Annotated in this window: 23 protein-coding genes and 1 pseudogene; 12 read left to right on the forward strand and 12 right to left on the reverse strand. The window is 70.7% G+C overall.

The features are described 5' to 3' along the window. The first annotated feature begins 20 nt into the window (after window positions 1–20). The 5 genes and pseudogenes from NUT86_RS33645 (at window position 21) to NUT86_RS33665 (ending at window position 3,970) form a co-directional block, all read left to right on the forward strand. Window positions 21–875: a helix-turn-helix domain-containing protein gene (locus tag NUT86_RS33645; protein WP_266444576.1), complete on the forward strand. Its 855-nt coding sequence runs from the start codon at window positions 21–23 to the stop codon at window positions 873–875. 422 nt (window positions 876–1,297) lie between these two features. Next, window positions 1,298–1,741: a hypothetical protein gene (locus NUT86_RS33650; protein WP_274739115.1), complete on the forward strand. Its 444-nt coding sequence runs from the start codon at window positions 1,298–1,300 to the stop codon at window positions 1,739–1,741. Between the two features lie 65 nt (window positions 1,742–1,806). Further along, entirely contained in the window at window positions 1,807–2,232 is a 426-nt protein-coding gene (locus NUT86_RS33655; protein ID WP_274739117.1) for a hypothetical protein, read from the forward strand. A 13-nt stretch (window positions 2,233–2,245) separates the two neighbouring features. Further along, a pseudogene (locus NUT86_RS33660) lies at window positions 2,246–2,879 on the forward strand (IS5 family transposase). A gap of 179 nt (window positions 2,880–3,058) precedes the next feature. Beyond that, the gene (locus NUT86_RS33665) at window positions 3,059–3,970 is read left to right on the forward strand and encodes a MerR family transcriptional regulator (protein ID WP_159485206.1); all 912 of its coding nucleotides are present in this window, start codon (window positions 3,059–3,061) and stop codon (window positions 3,968–3,970) included. An 8-nt stretch (window positions 3,971–3,978) separates the two neighbouring features. Here NUT86_RS33665 and NUT86_RS33670 read toward each other — a convergent pair whose 3' ends face one another. The 3 genes from NUT86_RS33670 to NUT86_RS33680 are packed head-to-tail and all read right to left on the reverse strand — an operon-like array spanning window position 3,979 to window position 6,837. Beyond that, the gene (locus NUT86_RS33670) at window positions 3,979–5,046 is read right to left on the reverse strand and encodes a lipoate--protein ligase family protein (RefSeq protein ID WP_274739119.1); all 1,068 of its coding nucleotides are present in this window, start codon (window positions 5,044–5,046) and stop codon (window positions 3,979–3,981) included. A 35-nt stretch (window positions 5,047–5,081) separates the two neighbouring features. Then, window positions 5,082–5,846: an SIR2 family NAD-dependent protein deacylase gene (locus NUT86_RS33675; RefSeq protein ID WP_274739121.1), complete on the reverse strand. Its 765-nt coding sequence runs from the start codon at window positions 5,844–5,846 to the stop codon at window positions 5,082–5,084. 37 nt (window positions 5,847–5,883) lie between these two features. After that, window positions 5,884–6,837 (reverse strand): hypothetical protein, encoded by a 954-nt coding sequence (locus NUT86_RS33680; protein WP_274739123.1) that lies wholly within the window; start codon window positions 6,835–6,837, stop codon window positions 5,884–5,886. Window positions 6,838–7,040: 203 nt separating this feature from the next. On the opposite strand from NUT86_RS33680, the gene NUT86_RS33685 reads away from it, so the two are divergent. From NUT86_RS33685 to NUT86_RS33700, 4 genes are all read left to right on the forward strand, one after another. Further along, the gene (locus NUT86_RS33685; RefSeq protein ID WP_274739125.1) at window positions 7,041–8,906 is read left to right on the forward strand and encodes a gamma-glutamyltransferase family protein; all 1,866 of its coding nucleotides are present in this window, start codon (window positions 7,041–7,043) and stop codon (window positions 8,904–8,906) included. A 137-nt stretch (window positions 8,907–9,043) separates the two neighbouring features. Continuing rightward, a complete protein-coding gene (locus tag NUT86_RS33690; protein WP_159485196.1) occupies window positions 9,044–9,970 on the forward strand; it encodes an inositol monophosphatase family protein in 927 nt (308 codons plus the stop codon). A gap of 40 nt (window positions 9,971–10,010) precedes the next feature. Further along, on the forward strand, window positions 10,011–11,432 hold the full coding sequence (locus NUT86_RS33695; protein ID WP_274739128.1) for a phytoene desaturase family protein: 1,422 nt from the start codon (window positions 10,011–10,013) through the stop codon (window positions 11,430–11,432). Window positions 11,433–11,549: 117 nt separating this feature from the next. Further along, window positions 11,550–12,062, forward strand: coding sequence for an O-acetyl-ADP-ribose deacetylase (locus tag NUT86_RS33700; RefSeq protein ID WP_274739129.1), 513 nt, complete (start codon window positions 11,550–11,552; stop codon window positions 12,060–12,062). Between the two features lie 154 nt (window positions 12,063–12,216). Here the strand turns inward: NUT86_RS33700 and NUT86_RS33705 are convergent, their stop codons facing one another. Genes NUT86_RS33705 through NUT86_RS33720 form a run of 4 tightly spaced genes read right to left on the reverse strand, consistent with a single transcriptional unit; the run spans window position 12,217 to window position 15,189 of the window. After that, window positions 12,217–12,630: a hypothetical protein gene (locus tag NUT86_RS33705; protein WP_018090453.1), complete on the reverse strand. Its 414-nt coding sequence runs from the start codon at window positions 12,628–12,630 to the stop codon at window positions 12,217–12,219. A 17-nt stretch (window positions 12,631–12,647) separates the two neighbouring features. Beyond that, entirely contained in the window at window positions 12,648–13,148 is a 501-nt protein-coding gene (locus NUT86_RS33710) for a protease inhibitor I42 family protein (protein ID WP_018090454.1), read from the reverse strand. Window positions 13,149–13,156: 8 nt separating this feature from the next. Further along, window positions 13,157–14,758, reverse strand: a complete 1,602-nt coding sequence (locus NUT86_RS33715; protein ID WP_266444600.1) for a peptidoglycan-binding protein — start codon at window positions 14,756–14,758, stop codon at window positions 13,157–13,159. Window positions 14,759–14,817: 59 nt separating this feature from the next. Next, window positions 14,818–15,189, reverse strand: a complete 372-nt coding sequence (locus NUT86_RS33720; protein WP_018090456.1) for a hypothetical protein — start codon at window positions 15,187–15,189, stop codon at window positions 14,818–14,820. 277 nt (window positions 15,190–15,466) lie between these two features. Here NUT86_RS33720 and NUT86_RS33725 point away from each other — a divergent pair, with 277 nt between their 5' ends. Then, window positions 15,467–16,939 (forward strand): DNA-3-methyladenine glycosylase 2 family protein, encoded by a 1,473-nt coding sequence (locus NUT86_RS33725; RefSeq protein ID WP_148588297.1) that lies wholly within the window; start codon window positions 15,467–15,469, stop codon window positions 16,937–16,939. Window positions 16,940–16,949: 10 nt separating this feature from the next. Further along, on the forward strand, window positions 16,950–17,495 hold the full coding sequence (locus NUT86_RS33730) for a methylated-DNA--[protein]-cysteine S-methyltransferase (protein ID WP_159485186.1): 546 nt from the start codon (window positions 16,950–16,952) through the stop codon (window positions 17,493–17,495). A 283-nt stretch (window positions 17,496–17,778) separates the two neighbouring features. Here NUT86_RS33730 and NUT86_RS33735 read toward each other — a convergent pair whose 3' ends face one another. After that, window positions 17,779–18,588, reverse strand: a complete 810-nt coding sequence (locus NUT86_RS33735; RefSeq protein WP_274739132.1) for a DUF4037 domain-containing protein — start codon at window positions 18,586–18,588, stop codon at window positions 17,779–17,781. 44 nt (window positions 18,589–18,632) lie between these two features. Beyond that, window positions 18,633–19,142 carry an NUDIX domain-containing protein gene (locus tag NUT86_RS33740; protein WP_159485182.1) on the reverse strand — a complete coding sequence of 170 codons (510 nt, stop codon included), beginning with the start codon at window positions 19,140–19,142 and terminating at the stop codon, window positions 18,633–18,635. 206 nt (window positions 19,143–19,348) lie between these two features. On the opposite strand from NUT86_RS33740, the gene NUT86_RS33745 reads away from it, so the two are divergent. After that, window positions 19,349–20,497, forward strand: a complete 1,149-nt coding sequence (locus NUT86_RS33745; RefSeq protein WP_274739135.1) for a glycerate kinase — start codon at window positions 19,349–19,351, stop codon at window positions 20,495–20,497. Window positions 20,498–20,592: 95 nt separating this feature from the next. On the opposite strand, the gene pssA is transcribed toward NUT86_RS33745, so the two are convergent. From pssA to NUT86_RS33760, 3 genes are all read right to left on the reverse strand, one after another. Then, complete coding sequence (gene pssA / locus NUT86_RS33750) at window positions 20,593–21,453, reverse strand: CDP-diacylglycerol--serine O-phosphatidyltransferase (protein WP_026169773.1); 861 nt, start codon at window positions 21,451–21,453, stop codon at window positions 20,593–20,595. Then, on the reverse strand, window positions 21,440–22,087 hold the full coding sequence (locus NUT86_RS33755) for a phosphatidylserine decarboxylase (RefSeq protein ID WP_274739137.1): 648 nt from the start codon (window positions 22,085–22,087) through the stop codon (window positions 21,440–21,442). The genes pssA and NUT86_RS33755 overlap by 14 nt, the downstream gene beginning before the upstream one ends. Before the next feature lie 170 nt (window positions 22,088–22,257). Then, on the reverse strand, window positions 22,258–23,463 hold the full coding sequence (locus NUT86_RS33760) for an acyl-CoA dehydrogenase family protein (protein WP_018090464.1): 1,206 nt from the start codon (window positions 23,461–23,463) through the stop codon (window positions 22,258–22,260).

The following is a 23,463-nucleotide window of genomic DNA, read 5'->3' on the forward strand; positions in this document are numbered from 1 at the left end:
ACGGGACAGCCTGAAGCACAGTGGCCACTCCACCTTCCTCCTCCGCAGTAAGAGAGGCACGAGAATCCTTCGGCCGGCGCCTGCGCGAGATCCGGAAAGACTCCGGACTCACCGCGCGGGCGCTGTCCGCGCTCGCAGGCTGGCACGAATCCAAGTGCTCGAAGATCGAAAGCGGGACCAGGCCACCGTCATTCGATGACATTCGTGCCTACGCTGAACACTGCGGAGTTCCGCACCTCGCCAACGACCTGATCGACACCGCACGCGGCATCGATGGCATGTACGTCGAGTGGTGCCAACTGGAACGGTCAGGACTGCGCCGAGCCCAAGAGTCGGTGCTCCCTGTCTGGGAGCGCACGCTCCGCTACCGCATCTACTCCTCGTGGCTCATCCCAGGCCCGGTGCAGACCGAGGCATATATTCGAGCCCTCCTGACCTCGATCCGCGACCGGCGCCAACTCATCGATGACGTTGAGGAGGCAGTGCGCGTTCGCCTCGACAAGCAGCACATCGTGCACGAGGGCAATCACCGATTCTCGATCATCTTGGAAGAGTCTGCCCTCCGGTACCGGATCGGCGGAGTCGAGACGATGGCCGGCCAACTGGGGCACCTGCTCACTGTCTCAACGCTGCCGTCCGTAAGCCTCGGCGTCATTCCCTTGACAGCTGATCGCTCAGGGCTGTGGCCCGTGGAAGGCTTTTTCCTCTTCGATGACGCACAAGCGAACGTCGAGCTGATCTCAGCTCATCTGACCATCGTGCAGCGACATGAAATCGGCCTGTACGCGGATACGTTCACCACCCTTGCTGAGCAAGCCGTATATGGGGCAGGGGCGCGCAGCCTCATCACGCAAGCGATTGACGCTCTCGGGTGATCGTGGGCAAGTTCGGGCACACTCGTTGAGCCCGTCTTGCCCGCAGCCGTTGACTGAACCGAGACAACGTGCGAGGCGAACGGCGGAGGGCCATGAGCACCCCGATTCGGGTACACCCAACAACTCGTGGAACTGCCCCTGGACGGCTGGCTGCTGGAAGGGCTAGGAGCCCCCGGTTACAAACAGTGCGCTGCCTCGGACGAAATGCGTATTCGGGCGCTCAAGCGGAAGGACTGGCCGGTCGCACGCGCCGTCGCCCGGGACATCCGAAGCCATGTCGCGCATGGGCAAAGGGCGCCAATGACTCCCACCCCGGCCGCAGAAACCTGGACAGTCGAGCAGCCGGGGCGGAGAGCAAGTGATCCAGGGCCGACCCTCTGAGCGTCGCAGGTCGGCCTCTCCCAGGGAAGGGCAGGAACACCATGGCAGTCGTCTTAGACCAACCGGTCAAGGCCCGGCAAGGCCGCGACCTCGTTACACCGGAGCTGTTTGAGCGCCTGGTGGACTTCTGCGCCGACGAGTACGGCCTCGAACGCTCCGTCGCAGAGCGCGTTCAGAGCGAGGCCATCGCGATGTGCCACGTCATGGGCATTACCCAGGCCGGTGACGACATGGCCCCGAGCAAGCAGGTGGATTCCGGCTGGCACACCTTCATGCTCCACACCGAGGAGTACGCCAGCTGGTGTCAGCAGAACTTCGGCTACTTCCTGCACCACAGGCCGAAAAGCAAGATTCGCACGAAGGGCCTGATGGCCGATGTGGTCGGACGCATCAAAGCGCAGGGGTTCGAGGTGGATGAGCGGCTGTGGGGCACCACGGCCGACTGCAATCCTCCCGCCTGCTGTGGTGACGGCCCCTGCTGCTAGGTAGTTCACTCCGGCGCCCGGGCTCCTCAGCCCGGGCGCCAGTCATTTCCCTGGAGAGGAAATTCATGCCGGCATCCCATCAGGGCACTGGCAGAGTGACGGCATTCTCGATGTTCGGGCCGGTTTTCGGCTATGCGTCCACACTCTCTGATGGCCGTCAGACTGCATATGTCGGCCCGCTTACGCCGGGCGTGCGGTGGCCGAAGCTGTGGCAAATGGCGACTCGATGCTGTCGCACGACAGCGCAGGATCGCGAAAAGGCGCAGTGGATCATCACGCAAGCTTCTCGCGCCTTCATCATGCAAGCCGACCTCGTTGTGCAGCTGCCCCATGCCGCTTGGCGCATGGAACCCGGAGAACGCCGGATTGATGTTGTCGATTGGTCAAACCATCACGCACTCGTCGTGGGGAACATGGTCGTACACGACCTCACGCCAGAGCAGGTCTCAATGAAGCACACCTATTACCCCCAATACTTCGAATGCTGCTGATGAGCAGTGGTCGATGCTGGAGTCGTTGCTGCCTGCGGTGGGCATAAGTCGCAGGTGGCCTGGCTGTCGGCGGCTGGTAGACGGTGTGCGGTGGTGGGTTCGGACCGGAGTTCCGTGGCGGGACCTGCCGTTTGAGTACGGACCGTGGCAGACGGTGTATGGACTGTTCCGGAGATGGCAGCGTCGGGGTGTGTGGGCCCGGCTGCTCACGTTGTTGCAGGCGAGGGCTGATGCGGCCGGGCTGATCTTCTGGGAGGTCAATGTCGACTCCACCATCTGCCGGGCACACCAGCATGCTGCCGGTGCCCGCCAACGCGGTGCTGTGCAGAAGGAACCGCCGGGCGGAGTGAGCGCCGAACCTGAAGACCATGGACTGGGCAGGTCGCGAGGCGGGTTCACCACGAAGATTCATCTGGCGTGTGAGCAGGGACAGAAGCCGTTGTCGCTGCTGATCACCGCCGGGCAGCGCGGTGACAGTCCGCAGTTCGAGCCGGTCCTGAACGCGATCGGGGTGCCAGGCCCGGCACGCGGTCGAATGCGGGATCAGCCGTCTCAAGCAGCACCGGGCCGTGGCGACCCGGTTCGACAAACTTGCGGTTCGGTTCGAGGCGACGGTTCAGGTCGCGGCGATTCATCAGTGGCTGTGAACCCTCAGTCTGCCGTCGTGCGGATGCCCCGGCAGGAAAGGACGGGCCTGCGGTCATTACGGAGGAAGGGCGCATTTCCTGGCATTGGCGCGGGGCGGTGTGTATCGGGTTGCACCTTCCGTAGCGGCATGTGGTCCGGTGGACTTACGTCCCGATCCCTTGAGGAAAGGTCCCTGCTCATGCATTCGTCCTTCATGCCACCCCGCCAGGTCAAGATCGGTGACGCGGCGGCCTTCGCCGGCAGCACGCCACGGGCGATTCGCCATTACCACGAGATCGGCCTGCTCCCCGAGCCTGAGAGGGGCGGCGATGACCGCCGCCGCTACGGGTACGAGGACATGATCCGCCTGCTGTGGATTCGCAAGATGGCCGACGCCGGGATCGCCCTGGACGACATCCGTGACGCCTTTACCACCGGCACGGCTTCCGTCGGTGCGGACAGCGGAGACGGTATCGCGGGCATTCTGGAGCGGTTGGAGGAAACCCTCACCGAGCAGGAGGCGGAATTGCGGCGGCAACGGACCGCCGTGCAGCGGATGCGCACCGAAGGAAGCCGGATGGGTCTGCTCTCCGACTTCGTCACCGAACGCCTCAAGAGCCTGCCCGAGGGCTCTCTGCGTCAGGCGGACCTGGACAGTCTGCTGGTCACCGAGCGGATCTTCGGCCCGCTCGGCGCGGCCGTCCAGGCCACCCGCTTCGTCGTCCTGGCCACGCATCCCACTCTGCGGGAGGACTCCGACCGCATCGATGACGCCGAGGAGGCACTCGATGACAGCGTCGCCGTCGATGATCCACGGGTGGCTCAAGTGGCCGTCGAGCGGCACGCCTTCGAAAGCGCCCTGCAGGCCGTCATCGAGGAGTCCGGCCTGGGGAAGGACGACGATGCCCTCTTCGACGCCTGGGACACTTTGCACCCTGCTACCGCCGATGACGGCGAGGACGAGGCCGACCTCAGCTCTGGCAGGCGGGAGGCTGACTCCATGAGCGTGTTCGAAGCCATCGGCAAGATGCCCTACGACTTCTCCCCAGCCCGCCTGCGCTGTATGGAACTGACCGAAGAACTATCCGCCCAAGACTCACCCGCTACCTAAAACACGGCCTAGGGCACCCGGCCGAGCCACTCGCGCGAGCTGAATTTGCCCGCCGCCAGCTCCTGCGCACGTGCCAGCTCCGCGTCCGAGGCCATGCCGTCCGAACCGCCGTAGCGTGCCCGGAACGACGCGATCATGCGCTCGATGACCTCGGCGCGGGGCAGCCCGGTTTGCCGCCGCAGTGGATCCACCCGCTTCCGGGCGCTGGTGATGCCCTTGTCCGACAGCTTTTCCTTGCCGATCCGCAGCACCTCGGTCATCTTGCCGGCGTCGATGTCGTACGACATGGTCACGTGGTGCAGCACCGCCCCGGCGCCTGAGGCGAACCGCTTCTGCGCCGCCCCCGCGACCTTCCCGGCTTCCGTCGCGATGTCGTTCAGCGGCTCGTACCAGGCCTTGATGCCCATATCGCCCAGCGCCGCCAGTACCCAGTCGTCCAGATACGCATAGCTCTCCGCGACGGACAGCCCCTGCACCAGGGACTGCGGCACACTCAGCGAGTACGTGATGGTGTTGCCCGGCTCCACGAACATCGCGCCACCGCCGCTGATCCGCCGGACGACGGTGACACCGTGCCGCTCGGCGCCCCGCTCGTCGACCTCGTTGCGCAGCGACTGGAAGCTGCCGATGATCACCGCGGGCCGGTCCCACTCCCAGACCCGGAGCGTCGGGGGCCGCCGCCCCGCCGCGACCTCGCTCGTCAGCACCTCGTCCAACGCCATGTGCAGCGCCGGGGGTTGCGGGCCCGCATGGATGATCTGCCAGTCGAAGTCGGTCCACTCGGCGGCATCCGCGACCGCCCGCCGGACCGCGATGCCCACCGCCTCGCTGCTGAACCCGAACAGCGCGGCACCGGCGGGCAGCGCCGCATCGATCCGCGCCGCCAGGTCCCGGGCCGCGGCGTCCGCCGGAGCACCCTCCAACGCGCCGTTGATGGCCTCCAGCGCCTCGTCCGGTTCCAGGAAGAAGTCCCCGGCGACCCGGACCCCGCGCAGCACCCCGCCCGCCACCGCGAGATCGACCACCACGAGCTTGCCGCCCGGCACCTTGTACTCACCGTGATGTCTGCCCTGCATGTCGCCTCCCCCTCCCACGGAACCGCTGAGCTCTCTCACGGGCGCGCCGCCAGCCCCTCCAGCAGCCGGGGCAGCGCACTGCCGATCGGCTCGCGGATCACCTCGGCGGCGAGCTCGTCGTACGGCGTCGGCGCGGCGTTGACGATGATCAGCCGTGCGCCGTGTTCGGCGGCCACCCCCGCGAGCGAGGCGGCCGGCTGCACCTGCAGCGTCGTACCGACCGCGAGGAAGACCTCCGCCGCCTTCGCCACGCCCAGTGCCGTACCGAGCACCTGCGGGTCCAGCCGCTCACCGAACATCACCGTCGCCGACTTCAGAATCCCGCCGCACACCAGACACGCCGGATCCGGCTCGCCCGCGGCCACCCGCGCCAGCGCCTCCTCCATCGAGGACCGGGCGTGACAGTGGGTGCAGATCACCTTGCGTACCGTGCCGTGCAGTTCGAGCACCTTGCGTTCGGGCATCCCGGCGCGCTGATGCAGTCCGTCGACGTTCTGCGTGATCACCCGCACCGGTGTCCCGGACCGCTCCAGCCTGGCCACCGCCTCGTGCGCGGCATTCGGCCGCGCCCGGAATGCCGGGCTCTCCTGCCGCATCCGCCACGACCGCCGCCGGATCTCCGGATCGCCCATGTACGTGTCGTACGTGACCAGCTTCTCCGCCTCCGGGTCCCGCCGCCACAGTCCGTTCGGCCCGCGGTAGTCAGGGATCCCGGAGTCTGTGGAGACACCTGCTCCGGTGAGGATCGCGACGAGGGGGCGGCGGGGCGGCTGGTCGGGGGAGGGGGCGGTACCGGTCATGGTGCGAGCGTACGCAGTCCCTGTGCGGGGCGTCGTGTCAGTTTTCGGTGTCCGGGTGCCAGCCGGGGGCGTGCCGGCGGGCGAGTGCGTCCCAGGCGGGGGAGCCGCCGGGGAGGGGCCAGCCGCGGGTGAGATGACCGCCGGAGTGGGCCTCGTGCAGCAGCTGCGCCAGCCGCCGCCCCTCGTTGGCGATCTTGTACGGCGCGAGGGGATCACCGGCGTCCCGCTGCCGCTGGAGAGACGCGATGCGTTCCTCGTAGGCCCGGAGATCCGGCTGGGCCAGGAGGGCGTGCAACTCGGGCAGTCCCGCGCGGTTCAGCCGCAGCACGGGCGGGCGGCCGCCCTCGGCGAGCGCGGCCGCGAGCCGGTCGTGGCCGTCCAGCACCACACTGGTGTCGAGCGCGCTGATCCCCCACAGCACCACCGGTGGCAGCACCCCCTCGCGGTACTGGCGCCGGCAGGCCTTCACCCGTGGGGCATCCGGGGCGGACAGCGGACGCAACGGCAGGAGGTCCCGGCTGTCGTGCGCGGGGCTTCCGCAGAACCAGGCGATATGGCCGCGGTCCGGATCGTGCTGCGCCAGCGTTTCCCAGTAGGCGTCGACCGCGTAAGGGGACATGCCCGGCCGCAGATGCCAATCCCCTTCATGCAGCGGCCCGTTGCCGCTCTCCCGCAGCGCACTCGCGAAGTGATGCGCCCACCGGGCGAACCAGGCGTCGTCGTCCGGGCAGACCTCCCGGTACGTACGGGCCGTCTCGGCGCGCAACGGAGGTATCGGCGAGGTGTACCGGCCGGTGCGCGCATAGTGCACTCCGCGATGGGTGACGCGCTGCCGCGCCAGCAGGACGACCTGGTCTCCCTGGAGGAGCACCAGCCGCCGCCCGTCGCCGACTTCGGCCCGGAGCGGGGGACGGGCCGGTCCGTCCACGCCGAGCGCCAGCCCTTCCCAGCGGACGCCCTCGGCGGAGCGGGGGAGCGTGGTGCGCTTCATGGGTGTCGCCTCGCTTCTTCGGGGGGCAGGGGGCAGGAGGGGCTCCGGGAGTCCGGGACGCCCGGCTACCGGGACCGGGACCGGACATGAGCCTAAGGCCCGCGGCCGGGACGGTCGTACGTACGATCGCGAAGGGCCCGGCCGACGGGAGCGGCCGCCCCGCGCCCACCGCACCGCCTTCCCACCGCACCCGAGGAGTCACCGTGTTCACCACCCGCCCGACCCTCCAAGGCACCTTCGGTATGGCCTCCACGACGCACTGGCTGGCGTCCCAGTCCGCGATGGCCGTCCTGGAGGACGGCGGGAACGCCTATGACGCAGCGGTGGCCGCGGGGTTCGTGCTGCATGTGGTGGAGCCGCATCTGAACGGGCCGGCGGGTGAGGTGCCGATCATCCTGGCGCCCGCGGACGGGCCCGTGCGGGTGCTGTGCGGCCAGGGCCCGGCGCCGGCCGGTGCGAGCGTGGCGCACTACACCTCACTGGGGCTCGACCTGGTGCCCGGCACCGGACCGCTCGCCGCCGCGGTCCCGGGCGCCTTCGACGCGTGGATGCTGCTGCTGCGCGACCACGGCAGCAAGTCCCTCGCCGAGGTGCTGCGGTACGCCATCGGCTACGCCGAGCACGGCCATCCCGCCGTCGAACGGATCGGTGAGACCGTCGAGACGGTCCGTGCACTGTTCGAGACAGAGTGGATCTCCTCCGCCGAGATCTACCTCCCCGACGGCCGGCCCGTCGCCCCCGGAGGGCTGCTCAGGAACCGTCCGCTGGCCGCCACCTGGCGCCGGCTGACCGCCGAGGCGGAGGCCGCCGCGTCGGGCCGCGAGGCGCAGATCGAGGCCGCCCGCCGCATCTGGCGGGAGGGCTTCATCGGTGAGGCCCTCGCCGGCTTCGCGGCCCGGCCCGCCATGGACACCTCCGGTGAACGCCATGCGGGCACCCTCACCGGCGACGACCTGGCCGCCTTCTCCGCCACCTACGAGGCGCCCGTCACCCACGACTGGAACGGCTGGACCGTCGCCAAGGCCGGGGGCTGGTCCCAGGGCCCGGCCTTCCTCCAGCAACTCGCCTTGCTGCCACCGGAGTTGCCCGCGTACGGCAGCCCCGAGTACGTCCATCTGCTCATCGAGGGCTGCAAGCTGGCGATGGCCGACCGCGAGGCCTGGTACGGCGACGCCGCCGACGTACCGCTCGACACCCTGCTGAGCGACGGGTACAACGCCGACCGCCGGGCCCTGATCGGCGCGCAGGCCTCGTACGAGCTGCGCCCCGGCAGTCCGGACGGCCGCACCCCGCGGCTGAGCAAGCACGCGGCGGCGGCAGCGGCGGGCGTGGACGGCTTCGACGCGCTGGGAGTCGCCGGGAGCGGAGCGGGCGAGCCGACCGTCGCACAGGGGGTGCCGGGGACGGCCGGGCCCGGCGCGGTACCGGCGGATGTCGCCCCCGAGATCGACCGGAACGGTGCCACCCGCGGCGACACCTGCCATATCGACGTCGTCGACCGCTGGGGCAACCTGGTCTCCGCCACCCCGTCCGGTGGCTGGCTGCAGTCCAACCCCGTCGTCCCGGCGCTCGGCTTCCCGCTCGGCACCCGGCTGCAGATGGCCTGGCTGGAGGAGGGCCTGCCCAACTCGCTCACTCCGGGGCGCCGCCCCCGCACCACTCTCACCCCGTCCCTCGCACTGCGCGACGGGGTCCCGGTGATGGCCTTCGGGACGCCGGGCGGCGATCAGCAGGACCAGTGGCAGGTGCACTTCTTCCTGGCCGTGGCGCTGCGCGGGGCGGTCCGCGGCGGACTCGACCTGCAGGGCGCCGTCGACGCCCCGAACTGGCACAACGACTCCTTCCCCGGGTCCTTCTTCCCGCGCGGGATGCGGCCGGGGAGCGTGACCGTGGAGTCCCGGATCGGGCAGGGGACCATCGACGGGCTGCGCCGGCGTGGTCACCGCGTCACGGTGGGTGACGCCTGGTCCGAGGGCCGGCTGTGCGCGGTGGCGCGCGACCCGGAGTCCGGGGTGCTGTCCGCGGCGGCGAATCCGCGGGGGATGCAGGGGTACGCGGTCGGGCGCTGAGGCGCCCCGCCGGGGCCGGGGGCGGGTGCGCCGCTGGTGCGCACCGGGCGGCCCGGCGCCCGGCGGTGCCCGCCGCGGCATCCGGAATTCACCTGGAGTCCAGCCGTCGTGTCAGTGGCTCGTGTTTCGATGGACACATGATCGAAGCACTTCGTACCCAAGATTCGGGAGAGACCGCGATTACCCCGACTGCCACCACCCCGCCCGCCGCGACCCCGGCCACCGCCCCCGGCGAGCCGTCGCTCGACCTGTCCACGCTGGACCTGGCCGCCGTCGAGACCGCGATCCGCCGCGCAGCGGCCGACGAGATCGTGCCCCGCTTCCGGCAGCTCGCCGCCGAGGACATCGTCGAGAAGAACGGGCCGCACGACCTCGTCACGGTCGCCGACCGCCTCGCCGAGGAGCACCTCACCGCCTCCCTCACGGCCCTGCTGCCCGGCTCGCGGGTGGTCGGCGAGGAGGCGGTGCACGCCGACCCGCGGGTGCTCGACGCACTGCACGGTGACGACCCCGTCTGGATCGTCGACCCGGTCGACGGCACCCGCCAGTTCGTGCACGGCGACCCGGGCTTCTGCACGCTCGTGGCGCTCGCCCACCGCGGTGAGGTGCTGGCCTCCTGGACGTACGCCCCCGCACTCGGCCTGATGGCCATCGCCCGCCGCGGCGCCGGCGCCCAGCTGAACGGCGTACCGCTGCAGGCCGGCAGCCCGTCCTCCGGTGCGGTCCTCGATGTCGCCACGTCCCACTACGACTTCACCGACGACGAGCAGAAGCGGGTCCTCGCCACCCTGGAGACCGGCGGTATCGCCCCGCGCCCCTGTGGCTCGGCGGGCCTGGAGTATCTGCACATAGCCCGCGGCGAGATCGACGCCATCGCCTTCAGCTGGGAGAACGCCTGGGACCACGCGGCCGGGCTGCTGCTGGTCCATGAAGCGGGCGGCGCGAGCGGCACGGTAGCCGGCCGGCCGTTCCGTATCGAAGGCGGCAATGCGCTGCCCTTCACCGCGGCGCGGGACGCCGAAACGGCGCGGCGTATCCTCGGACTGCTGGCAGCCGCCAACTGACCCTCAAGGACGAGGGCCGGACGTGAGGGGAGTGGCGCAGGTGCCGAGGATGCTCGATGCCGTGGTGATCGGAGCGGGACCCAACGGCCTGACGGCGGCCGTCGAACTGGCCCGCCGCGGTATGTCCGTGGAAGTCTTCGAGGCCCGCGGCACCATCGGCGGCGGCGCCCGGACCGAGGAGCTGACCCTCCCCGGCTTCCGCCACGACCCCTGCTCGGCGGTGCACCCCACCGGCATCGGTTCACCCGCCTTCTCCGCCATGCCACTGGACCGCCACGGCCTCGAATGGCTGCACCCCGACCTCCCGATGGCGCATCCGTTCCCGGACGGCACGGCCGCCGTGCTCGCCCACTCCGTCGGCGAGACCGCCATGTCCCTCGGACCGCGCGACGCCGGGACCTACCGCAGGCTCATGGCGCCCTTCGTCGGCAAGTGGGACACCATGGCCCACGACTTCCTGCGCACCCAGTGGCTGGGCCTGCCGCAGGACCCGCTGACCTACGCCCGCTTCGGCCTGGTCGGGATGCAGCCGGTCAGCCTCCTCAACCGCCGTTTCCAGGACGAGAAGGCCCGCGGGCTGCTCGCCGGGCTCGGTGCCCACGCCAATGCCCCGCTCAGCGGCTTCGGGACCTCCGGTATGGCCCTGATGTTCGCGCTCGCCGCGCACCACAAGGGCTGGCCGGTGCCGCGCGGCGGCTCCCAGGCCATCTCCGACGCCCTCGCCGGGCTGCTGCGCGCCCATGGCGGAGTGGTGCACACCGACTTCGAGGTCAAGCGGCTGGACGATCTGCCGCCGGCCCGCGCGTATGTCTTCGACACCTCACCGACCGCGCTCGCCCGGATCGCCGGACTGGGCAATGCCTACCGCGACGTGAAGTACGGCCCCAGCGTCTTCAAAGTCGACTACGCGCTGTCGGCCCCGGCACCGTGGACCTCCAAGGAGGCCCGGCGCGCCGGCACCGTCCACATCGGCCCCACCAGCGGCGAGATCGGCGCCTCGCTCAACGCCGCCACCCACGGCCAGGACCCCTCCGTCCCCTTCCTGATCACCGCTCAGCCCAGCCTGATCGACCCCACCCGCGCCCCCGAGGGCAAGCACACCTTCTGGGCGTACGGCCATGTCCCCCACGGCTGGGAGGGCGACGCCACCGAGGTCGTCGAGCGGCAGATCGAGCGCTTCGCCCCCGGCTTCCGCGACCTCGTGCTGGCCCGTGCGGTAGCCGGCCCGCCGCAGATCGCCGCCCGCAACGCCAATTACGTCGGCGGCGACACCGCCACCGGTTCCGCGGCCGGCCTGCGCCTGCTCATCCGCCCCAAGCTCGCCCGGGTCCCCTACGAAACCGCGCACCCCGCCGTCTACCTCTGCTCCCAGGCCACCCCGCCCGGCCCCGGCGTCCACGGCATGTCGGGCCACTACGCCGCCAAGGCGGTCTGGCGCCGCCTGCGCGCCAACCACCGCTGACCAACGGCCCGTTCGGCGCCCCGCCGCACGGGCGGGCGCCCCGCAACCCCGCCCCGCACCCCGCCCCCGCTCGTCGTTACCCGCGGATCCGTGGGACACCGCCTAGGCTCAGCCACCATGAGCACCTCCCTCACCCTCATCCAGGGCGACATCACCGAACAAGCCGTGGACGCCGTGGTCAACGCAGCCAACTCGTCGCTCCTCGGCGGCGGGGGAGTGGACGGCGCGATCCACCGGCGCGGCGGTCCGGAGATCCTCGACGCGTGCCGCGACCTGCGTGCCGCGCAGTACGGCGGTGGCCTGCCCACCGGCCAGGCCGTCGCCACCACCGCCGGCCTGCTGCCGGCCCGCTGGGTCATCCACACCGTCGGCCCGGTGTACTCCGAGACCGAGGACCGCTCCGCCCTGCTCGCCTCCTGCTACCGGGAGTCCCTCCGGATCGCTGACGAACTGGGCGCGCGGACGGTCGCGTTCCCGGCCATCTCCACCGGCGTCTACCGGTGGCCGATGGAGGAGGCCGCCCGCATCGCGGTGGAGACCGTGCGGGACACGGAGACGGCGGTGGAAGAGGTGCGGTTCGTCCTCTTCGACGAGCAGGCGTACGCGGTGTTCGCCGCGCTCGTCGACTGACTACGGCAGAAACGGATGCCGCAGAAACGGATGCCGCGTGCCGAAGGCGCCTGCTCCCTGCACTGAGCCACCTCCACTGCGCCCCCCTCCACTGCGCGACGGGTGCTGAGCTACAGGTACCAAGATATGGGCGCTGACCTGCGAAAACGCAGGCTCAGCCGTTGCCCGGTCCGGCGGTCCTGGTCCGGTAGGTGAGCCGGAGCGCCATGAGGGCGGAGACGGACTCCAGCCACCGGGCGACGTCCTGGTCGCCCTCCACGGTACGCACCAGGGACGCCGCCGACTGCAGCCAGTCACGTACCAGTTGTGCGGCGGCGTCGCCCGGCACCGGCTCGGGGAGCGTCGCGGCGTACGCGGTCCCGCCGCTGCGGACCACTTCGGCGAGGAAGGCGACCGCGCGCGGAAGGACGCCCTGCCGGTCGAGTACGACGGCGGCGCCCACCGCCCCGTCCCCGAACAGCGTGGTGCGGTGCGAGCCACCGAATCCGATGCCGTAGCGCAGCAGCGCCGTGACATCCAGCGTGGCGAGTTCGTCGTCGGTCCTGCCCGGGGGAGGTGAGGGATGCATACCTGTCTCGGAATCGGTCACTTCACGGTGACGGTGTAGGTGTGGTAGGTCGGACGGCTCGATGCCGGTGCGGCCGTGGATCCGGCGGGCGGGGGCGGGGAAGCCGTTGCCGAGTCGTCGCCCTGGTCGATACAGGCGTGCACGGGGCAGTGGATCAGCCGGATCGTGGTGCTGCCCCGGCCGACGGCCTTGAAGCGGAAGAGCTGGCTGCCGCCGCTTGCCCCGTCCGCCTCGCTCCCCGAGTTCTCCTGATCCTCGCCCGCCGCGCGCACCACACGGGCGGCGGGCTTCGGCTCGGCCACGTACCAGCGTTCGCCGAGCGAGGCGTTGGAGGGCACGGACAGCGTGAACTCCTCGCCGGAGTCGGCCTCGATGGCGGTCTCGTCCGTGTCGTACGTGCTGGGACCCATGAGACCGCATCCGGTGAGGGCGGTGAGGACGGCGAGAGTGGTGAGGGCGGTGAGTGCCGGTGTGAGTGCCCGGCGAAGGGCGGTGCCCGGGAGTTGAGTACGCATCATGGATCGCTTCAGTCGGCGGGCAGGTGGACGGCGTAGGCGTCGGGCATGCGGTTGTCGGAGGCCTTGTCCATGCGGCCGTTGACGAAGTCGTCCTCACTGACCCAGGTGGTGGTGCCCCAGGGGTTGTAGACCTGGAGCATGTCGCCCTCCTGGCCGATGATCATCATCGCGTGACCGGAGCGCTCATCGTCCTTGTTGTACCCCTCGACGCCGATCGGCACCGGCTTGCCCTCGGCCACGGACTTCTCGATGTCCGGCAGCACATCGCGCCGGGCATCGGCGCTCCTGGTCTCCTGGAAGTCGTACGACGCTCCGGTGTGCGGGCTGATCTCCTTGTCGACCACGGTGGTCTTGCCGTCGTTGTCCATGCCGTTGGGGTGCCGGGAGAACGGGAAGTCATAGTCGTAGTTCCCGTCGCCCTCGTCGTGCACCCGCTGCTGTTCGGCGCCCAACCGGTCGCGGAACGCCCCGGGGTCGTCCTCCTGGCCGGACGGGCCGCCGGTGAGTTCAAGGGCGTAGACGGGGTCGACCATGGCCCGTGCGCTCACGGTGGAGGACGGAACGCAGGTGTTTCCGTCCTGCGACCACCGTTCGCCGTTGAAGGCCTGGTCGTCGGTGTTGTTGTTCCTGCCGTCCTTGGCGCGCCCCTCGTTGTCCATGCTGTCCGCGGCGGTGGTCACCGGGGTGAGGTGGCGCTGGAGCCAGGCCGGGTCCTTGCCATGGATCTTTCCCTGGAATTCCGACACGGCGTTCAGGTCGTACCCCGCGGCCAATGCCTTGACCAGGTAGGCGCGTTCCTGCGGCGACTTGGAGTCGGCGAGCATCCTGTCGAACGCGGCGCGGTCGCGGGCGCTCATCTTCTCCATGTACTGACCGGAGCGTTCGAGGTCGTTCGCGCTGAGCAGCTCGTTCATCTCCGCCGGACCGGAGGGGCCCGCGGTGTCCGCGAGGGCGAGTTTGTCGGCGGCGGAGAGGCCACTCGTGTGCATCTTGCCGGCCCGCGCCTCGGAGGCGAACTTGTTGAGGTCACGGGCGGCCGCGCGGGCCGCGTCGTCGGCGGACCGTGCCGCGGAGCGCATCTTGTCGACACCGGCACAGGCCACCGTGCCGGCCCGCCAGATCGCGTCCTCCTCCTCGTCGGTGTCCACCATGTTGTCGAAGAAACCGTCCTCGGCACCGAGAATGGACAGTGCCTCGCGCAATTGGCCGCGGCCGGTCCCGTCCAGTTTCTGGGCGTCCTCGACCGCGTCACTCAGGGACAGCAGCGCATTGCCCCCCTTTTGCAGGGCTTCGGTCATCTGATGGGCCGCACGGGCCGCGGCCTGGACGACCTCGGACGCCGCCACGCCGGATTTCCCCACCCAGACCTCCGGCAGGCCCGACGTGGCCACCTGGTCGACCTTGACGGCGACCTCTTCGGCGGACTTCGACTGGGTGCGGTAGCGCTTGCCCAGCAGTTCGAGTGTGCCGGGGGAGCCGACCGGCGCCGGGACGGCGAGGGCGGTATTGATCTCGGCGATCATCTCGTTCTTGTCGTCGCAGTCGAGGAGCCGCTTGTAGCACTCCTCCAGCTTGGCGCGACGCTCCGTGGTGGATCCCTGCTCAGCCATCGAGTGTGGAAAGGCCTTTGTGTGCGATGCGGTCGGGGGACGGAAAGCGCGGGCCGGGCTCAGCCGAAGGGGGACGGGCCGGTCACGGCGGCAGGCCTCGTCGACACCTGGGAATCTCCGGCGCTCCCCGCCGAGTTGACCTGGGCGATCACTTCGTGGTCGGCCTGGTCGTAATTGGACCGGGAGGCACGGACTTTGCCGGCGAGTTCGTGGAGCGCGCTTTCGAGCGTCTTCGCTTCGTCCTGCCAGGCGGTGGAGAACGACCGGTAGGCGGGGCCGGAATCGGTGCCGCCGAGTATGTCGTCGTCGAAGCAGACCGCGTCGGCTATGGCGGACTTGATGTCGCCGGTATCGTCGCCCGCCGAGTCGAGCTTGTCCGCCTCGGCGTCCATACCGCCCTGTTGGACGTGGTATCCGGACTGACCGGCCATCGCTCCCCCGAGTGTTCTGTGATGTCCGCACATGTGCGTCGGACGCCGAAAGGGCAGCATGCCCATGACATGCTGCCGCGGGACGACGCCTGAGTGGAGCTCATCTTAACGGTGCGGCGGGCGGCCGGACGGCGGGTCCTTGGCGCCGTCCCCGCGAAAGCGACCCCGGCCCCTCCACCGAACGAGGACCGAGGAGGACCGAGCCCTCCCTGGTCACCCGACGTCGATGTCGGATTCTCGCCAGCCGAACGGGCCCCGGCTGAGGAATCCTGAAGTCATGCACACCGACACCGAGCGCTGTCTGCGCGCCGTGCAGTCCAAGGACGCCCGCTTCGACGGCTGGTTCTACACCGCCGTGCTCACGACCCGTATCTACTGCCGTCCCAGCTGCCCCGTGGTGCCTCCCAAGCCGGAGAACATGCGCTTCTACCCGAGCGCGGCCGCCGCCCAGCAGGCCGGTTTCCGGGCCTGCAAGCGGTGCCGCCCGGACGCCAGCCCGGGGTCCCCGGAGTGGAACGAGCGGGCCGACCTCGTCGCCCGCGCCATGCGGCTGATCGCCGACGGCATCGTCGACCGCGAGGGCGTCCCCGGACTCGCGGCCCGGCTCGGCTACAGCACCCGGCAGATCGAGCGGCAGCTGCTGGCCGAGCTGGGGGCCGGGCCGCTCGCCCTGGCCCGCGCCCAGCGGGCGCAGACCGCCCGGCTCCTGGTGGAGACCACCGCACTGCCGATGGCCGAGGTCGCCTTCGCCGCCGGTTTCGCCAGCATCCGCACCTTCAACGAGACGGTGCAGGAGGTCTTCGCCCTGTCCCCGACGGAGCTGCGGCAACGCGCACGGCCCGGCCCGCGGGGGACGGTGCCCGGTGCGCTCGCGCTGCGGCTGCCCTTCCGCCAGCCGCTCAACCCCGACAACCTCTTCGGGCATCTCGCCGCCACCGCCGTCCCCGGAGTCGAGGAGTGGCGGGACGGCGCCTACCGCCGGACCCTGGACCTCCCCTACGGGCACGGCATCGTCGCCCTCGCACCCCGCCCCGACCACATCGACTGCCGCCTCTCCCTCACCGATCTGCGCGATCTGGCCGGCGCCATCGCCCGCTGCCGCCGGATGCTCGACCTCGACGCGGACCCCGAAGCCGTCGACGGACTGCTCCGCGAGGACCCGCGACTGACCCCGCTCGTCGACAAGGCACCCGGCCGCCGGGTCCCGCGGACGGTCGACGCCGACGAATTCGCGGTCCGCGCCGTCCTCGGCCAGCAGGTCTCCACCGCGGCGGCCCGTACCCACGCCGGACGGCTGGTCCGTGCCCACGGCGAACAGATCGACGACCCGGGCGGCGGCCTCAGCCATCTCTTCCCGTCCGCCGCCGCGCTCGCCGGGCTGGACCCGGAGCAGCTGGCGATGCCCCGTACCCGCCGGGCCACCCTCACCGGCGTCATCGCCGCCCTATGCTCCGGTGCGCTGCAACTGGGTGTCGGCACCGACCGGGACGCCGCCCGGGCGCAGCTCGCGGCGCTGCCGGGCATCGGCCCCTGGACCGTCGAATGCATCGCCATGCGCGCGCTCGGCGACCCGGACGCCTTCACGCCGACCGACCTCGGTCTGCGCCGCGCGGCCGCCGGCCTCGGCCTGCCGCACACCCCGGCGGCCCTCATCCGGCACTCCGCGCTCTGGCGCCCGTGGCGCGCCTACGCCGTCCAGTACCTCTGGGCGACCGACGACCACCCCATCAACCACCTCCCGAAGAACTGAGCCCACCACCATGACCGTTCACGCAGCCGAACCCGCCGCCCCCGTCACCCACACCGTCCTGGACGGCACCCCGGTGGGGCCGCTCACCCTCGTCGCCGCCGGCGAGGCCCTCAGCGGCCTCTACATGACCGACCAGCGCCACCGCCCGCCCCAGGAGACCTTCGGCGACCCGGCGGACCCCGACGAGCCGCCGTTCGCCGAGACCATCGCCCAGCTCCAGGCCTATTTCCGCGGCGAGTTGACCATCTTCGACCTGCCGCTCGCCCTCCACGGCACGCCCTTCCAGCGGCGGGTGTGGGCGGCGCTGTGCGCGATCCCGTACGGCGAGACCGTCTCGTACGGGCAGCTCGCCGAGAGGCTCGGCGCCCCGTCGGCGTCCCGCGCGGTCGGCCTGGCCAACGGCCGCAACCCGGTCGGCATCATCGTCCCCTGCCATCGCGTCGTCGGCGCCAACGGCAGCCTCACCGGCTACGGCGGCGGCCTCGACCGCAAGCGCCGGCTGCTCGCCTTCGAACGGACGGAGGACGGCCTGTTCCCGGCGGAGGCGTGCGGGTGACGGCGGTCCCGTACGGACGCACCCGACACGCCGCAGCCCGCGGCCGGCCCTAGGGCGTGTCCGCAAAGTCCCGCCTGGCTCGCGACGCCTGGCACGCACGCTCGCTGCGTTGTCGGGATCGTCCACGTAGACCCACTACGCGGACGACCCTCCGCCTTGCGATCGCGCTCGGCATCCGGTGGCTCTTTTGAGGAGCCGAGACGAAGCGAGCGCAGCGAGCGAAGTGCACCAGACGCCGCGAGCCCCGCCCTCCGGGCGGACGACGGGACTTTGCGGACACGCCCTAGCCGCCCGTCACCGCGCGTACCTCCGCCACCAGCCCCTCCGCCGCGGTCAGTGACCGGTGCAACTCCTCGTCCGTGCGGCCGAGTTCGCTGAGCAGGGCGGTGGCGCGGGCACCGAAGCCGGGCGGTGTCTCCGGCATCGCCGCGGCCGCCGCGAGTGCGCCCTTTTCGTTGAGGCACCAGACGCGGTGGTGGGCGTGCAGGGCCTGGACGAGGTCGCCGACGGCGCGGGACAGACACAGGGCCGCATGCAGCACGTCCCCGGCCGTGTACGACTTGCCCGCCATCGCCACCGAGAACCCGGCGTCCCAGACCGCGTCGCGGGTCAGCGCCTTGCGGAGGGCCTCCGGGTAGTCCTGGGTCTCGTGGCGGAGGCGGGCCAGTTCGCCGTCGGTGTCGGCGAGCACCCGGCCCAGTGCCGCCTCGCCCGGGTAGGCGGGGGACCAGAAGCCGAGCGGGTGGCCGGCCTGGACGCCGATCTCGAAGCGGCCCGCGCGGCACTCCTCCCACACCTGCCGCACCCGGTCGACGTCCCGCAGGATCCAGTCCACATGACGGCCGTCGGGCAGCACCAGCCAGGCCCCGCCGTTGACCCACGCACCCCAGGACCCCGGCCCGTACACCTCGACGGGACCGCCGGTCACCTCCGCGGCCAGCGTCTCCAGCGCCGCCAGATCCGGCTCACCCCGGTAATAGACACCCAGATCCCAGTCGGAGTCCGCCCGATGAGTTCCCCGGGCCCGGCTCCCGCCGAGCATCACCCCGACAACTCCCGGCACCTGTGCGACCTCGGCTGCGATCTCGTCCATGAACCTCACCCTAGGCAGCACCGCCGCTCCGCCGTCCATCTCTTTTACGACGGACCGTCAGTCCCGCTCTGCGGAATTCCGTCCTCCAGTTCTGCCGGGCCGCGGCCGGCCGCGAGGGCCTTCAGCGCGGCGTCGAGCCGCAGCGCCATCTCGTGGCTGACCAGGGTCTGTGCCTCGTCCCAGTGCACCAGCCGCCAGGAGAGCAGTTCCTCCTCCTGGAGCCGGATCGCGGCCAGCCGGGCGGCGTCCAGCACCCCGCCGTCGTAGAGGTAGAACACCAGCGGCGGCCGGTGCCTGCTGCGTACCCAGTCGACGGCGAGCAGCGGGCCCGGCTCGATGTCCAGGCCGATCTCCTCGGCGGTCTCGCGGCGCGCGGCCTGGCGGGGCGATTCACCGGCGTCCGACTCGACGGTGCCGCCGGGCAGGATCCAGGTGTCGCGGTAGTTGGGCTCCACGAGCAGCAGGCGGCCCTCCGCGTCGCGGAAGAGGGTGCCCGCGCCCGCGAGCACACGGGGCAGACCGGCGATGTAGGCGGCGTAGTCCAGGGTCGTCACGGCGCGAGCCTAGACGGAGCGGCTCCGGCGCCGCGCCCGTCCGGCGGATCTTCGAGGGGCGCACTCCGGGGGCGCTCGGCGGCACCGCGGACCGGTGTGCCCTGTTCGCCGCGCCGCGTGCCGGATAAGGTCACAGCGGCGCGACTGCCAGTTCGAAAGCAAGGGGTCACACGGTGGCGGACGCATCAAGGACACACTCAGCACATGTGCTGATCGCCGCGGACAAATTCAAGGGTTCGCTCACGGCCGTCGAGGTCGCCGAGCATGTCACGGCCGGTCTGCGGCGCGCGGCCCCCGGTCTGGAGGTCTCGGCCGTCCCGGTCGCGGACGGCGGCGACGGCACGGTGGCGGCGGCCCTCGCGGCCGGCTTCACCCGCCACGAGGCCCGGGTCACCGGCCCCACGGGCGCGCCGGTCACGGCCACCTTCGCCATGCGCGTGGGGGCACCCCCAGCGGTAGCTGGGGGAGGCACCGCGGTGGTGGAGATGGCGGAGGCGTCCGGACTCCAGCACCTTCCCCGAGGCGTCTTCGCGCCCCTGAAGGCCACCACGTACGGCACCGGCGAGCTGCTGCTCGCCGCCCTCGACGCGGGCGCGACCTCGATCGTCTTCGGTGTCGGCGGCAGCGCCACGACCGACGGCGGGGCGGGGATGCTCGCGGCGCTCGGCGCGCGGTTCCTGGACGCGGACGGCGAGCCGGTCGCCCCCGGTGGCGGCCCGCTGCGCGACCTGGCCACCGCCGATCTGTCGGGGCTGGACCCCCGGCTGGCGACGACACAGATCGTGCTCGCCAGCGACGTCGACAACCCCCTCACGGGCCCGAAGGGCGCCCCGGCGGTCTACGGCCCGCAGAAGGGTGCGAGCGAGGAGGACGTGGCCGCGCTGGACTCGGCCCTGGCGCACTACGCCGAGGTGCTGGAGCGCGCGGTGGGCCCCCGGGCCGCGGAACACGCCCTGGCGCCCGGCGCGGGCGCCGCGGGCGGTATCGGCTACGGCGCGCTGGTCGGCCTGGACGCGGACTTCCGGCCGGGCATCGACGTGATGCTCGACGTCCTGGGCTTCGCCCCGGCGCTGGCGAAGGCCACCTTCGTCATTACCGGCGAGGGCTCGCTCGATGAGCAGACCCTGCACGGCAAGGCACCGGCCGGTGTCGCCGCCGCGGCCCGGGCGGCCGGCCTGGACGTGGTCGCGGTCTGCGGCCGGCTCCAGCTGTCCCAGGAGGCGCTCACCGCGGCCGGTATCCGCCGTGCGTACGCCCTGGCGGATCTGGAGCCCGACCCGGCCCGCTGTATGGCCGAGGCGGGGCCGCTGCTGGAGCGGGCGGCGGAGCAGCTGGCGCGGGACTTCCTGGTCTGAGGCGCGGTGCGGCCCGCCGCGGGCCGCACCGCCACAACGCCGCGGGCCCCGAGCGAAAGATTCGCTCGGGGCCCGCGGCGTTGTTCTGCGTTCCGCTAGGGAAGCTGTGCGGCGCGGGACTCCGCGCGCGACTCACGGCGGTTGTCGCGGAAGGTGTTCACCCTCCGGGCCGTCGCGAACAGCGGGATCATCGCGCCCAGGACCACCTGCAGGGAGCAGCCGGTCTGCAGCAGCAGCTGGCCGCCCGGGGCGTCCAGGGCCCAGGCCGTGAGCATGCCCATGCTGAGGAGGATCCAGCTGAGCATCGCCACCGCGAGCCTGCCCCGCGGCTTGGGGTACTCGACCCGGCTCACCATCAGCCAGGCCACCCCGACGATCGCCAGCAGCGTCGGCACGAACGGCAGCTCCAGCAGCACGATGGCCACGACGGTCAGTGCGCCGAACGGGCCGGGCATGCCCTGGAACATGCCGTCACGCATCGGCACGCAGGAGAACCGCGCAAGCCGGAGCACCACCGCCAGCAGCACCACGACGGCCGCGACCACGGACACCCGCTGGTTCGCGTCCTGGGTGACCATGCCCCAGGTCACCACGAAGTACGCGGGCGCCAGACCGAAGCTGATCAGGTCGGAGAGGTTGTCGAGCTCGGCCCCCATCGCCGAGGCCCGCAGCTTGCGTGCCACCAGCCCGTCGAAGAGGTCGAAGACCGACGCGAGCAGCATCAGGATCACGGCCATGGCCGCGCTGTGCCGCGCCATCCCGCCGTCCTCGTTGCCCGTCAGGTGCGGGATGAGCACGCCGGTGGTGGTGAAGTACACGGCCATGAAGCCGCAGATCGCGTTGCCGAGGGTGAGGGTGTCCGCTATTGACAGCCGCGTGGACAGCGGCATGTCGTCCTCGTCCTCGTCGGTCTCGGGCGCCCAGCCGGCTTGTGTTTCCGGATCAATCACGGTCAAGGCGAGTCACCCCCGCGGTAGTGGCCTGGCCGACCTCGACCGCGGCCTCGACGCCCTCCGGGAGGTAGACGTCGACCCGCGAGCCGAAGCGGATCAGCCCGATCCGCTCGCCCTGCTCGACCTTGGTGCCCTGGGGCACGTAGGGGACGATGCGGCGGGCCACCGCGCCGGCGATCTGCACCATCTCGATGTCGCCGAGCTCGGTGTCGAAGTGCCAGACCACCCGCTCGTTGTTCTCGCTCTCCTTGTTGAACGCCGGAACGAATCCGCCGGGGATGTGCTCCACGGAGGTCACCGTGCCGGCCAGCGGCGCACGGTTGACATGAACGTTCAGCGGGCTCATGAAGATCGCGACGCGAGTCCGTCCGTCCTTCCACGGCATGATGCTCTGCACCACGCCGTCGGCCGGAGAGATGACCCGGCCCTGAGCGATCTCCCGCTCGGGGTCCCGGAAGAACCACAGCATGCCCGCCGCCAGTGCGGTGGTGGGCACGGCAACGGCGGCCCAGCGGCCCGACCGGCGGGACCGGGCGAGGCTGACCGCTGCCGTGGCAACGGTCAGCAGGAGCCACGGCGACGCTCCGCGCGCGAGGCGGACACGACCGCGTGATGCAGAGGATTGGCTGTGGGGCATGGATGACCTTCGTAGCGGAGGATGCCGCTTATGGATACGGGGGACGGCGGCTTTCCATGGATGCTATCGGTTACGAGCGGCAACTGGCCAAGAGCCAGAGCCAATCCGTGGCCGAAGAACGATGACGGGGTGTGATCTTCGTCTAGGCCATACCGGCCCAAACGGGATGTTCACCCCTGGATCCGGTACTCCTCGAGTAGCCGTCGACCAATGATCATTTTCTGGATCTCGGCGGTACCTTCACCGATCAGGAGCATCGGGGCCTCGCGGTAAAGGCGCTCGATCTCGTACTCCTTCGAGAAGCCGTAGCCACCGTGGATGCGGAAGGCGTCTTCCACTACCTCCTTGCAGTACTCGGAGGCCAGGTACTTCGCCATGCCCGCTTCGAGGTCATTTCGCTGGCCCGAGTCCTTTTTGCGAGCGGCGTTAACCATCATGGCATGCGCCGCTTCGACCTTTGTCGCCATTTCTGCCAGTTTGAACTGGATGGCCTGGTGCTGGGCGATCGGCTTGCCGAAGGTGTGGCGCTGCTGTGCGTACGAAACACCCAGCTCGAAGGCGCGCTGGGCGACACCGCAGCCGCGCGCGGCGACATTGACCCGGCCGACCTCGACGCCGTCCATCATGTGATAGAAGCCACGTCCGGTCTCGCCGCCGAGCACCCGATCGGCCGGGATCCGCAGCCCGTCCATGATCAGCTCGGTGGTGTCGACACCCTTGTAGCCCATCTTGTCGATCTTGCCCGGAATCGTCAGGCCGGGGCGCACCTCGCCGAAACCGGCTTCCTTCTCCACGAGGAAGGTCGTCATCGACTTGTGCGGCGCGGTGCCTTCCGGGTGGCCCTCGTCCGTACGGCACAGCACGGCGACGAGCGTGGACGAGCCGCCGTTGGTGAGCCACATCTTCTGGCCGTTGAGGACGTATTCGTCACCGTCCCGCACACCCTTGGAAGAAATGGCCGAAACATCCGAGCCCAGTGCGGGCTCCGACATCGAGAAGGCGCCCCGGATCTCACCGGCCGCCATCTTCGGCAGGAAATAGTCCTTCTGCTCCTGGGTGCCGTGCTGCTTGAGCATGTACGCCACGATGAAGTGGGTGTTGATGATGCCCGAGACGCTCATCCAGCCGCGGGCGATCTCCTCGACGGTCAGCGCATAGGTGAGAAGGGACTCACCCAGACCGCCGTACTCCTCGGGGATCATCAGGCCGAACACACCGAGTTCCTTGAGGCCCTCGACGATCTGCGACGGGTATTCGTCGCGGTGCTCCAGCTCCGTGGCGACCGGAATGATCTCCTTGTCCACGAAATCGCGGACGGTGGAGAGGATTTCCTGCTGAATGTCGGTCAGGCCCTCGGTCTGCGCGAGACGGGTCAT

It is taken from the genome of Streptomyces sp. G7(2002) (assembly GCF_028870195.1).
GTDB lineage: Bacteria > Actinomycetota > Actinomycetes > Streptomycetales > Streptomycetaceae > Streptomyces > Streptomyces nigrescens.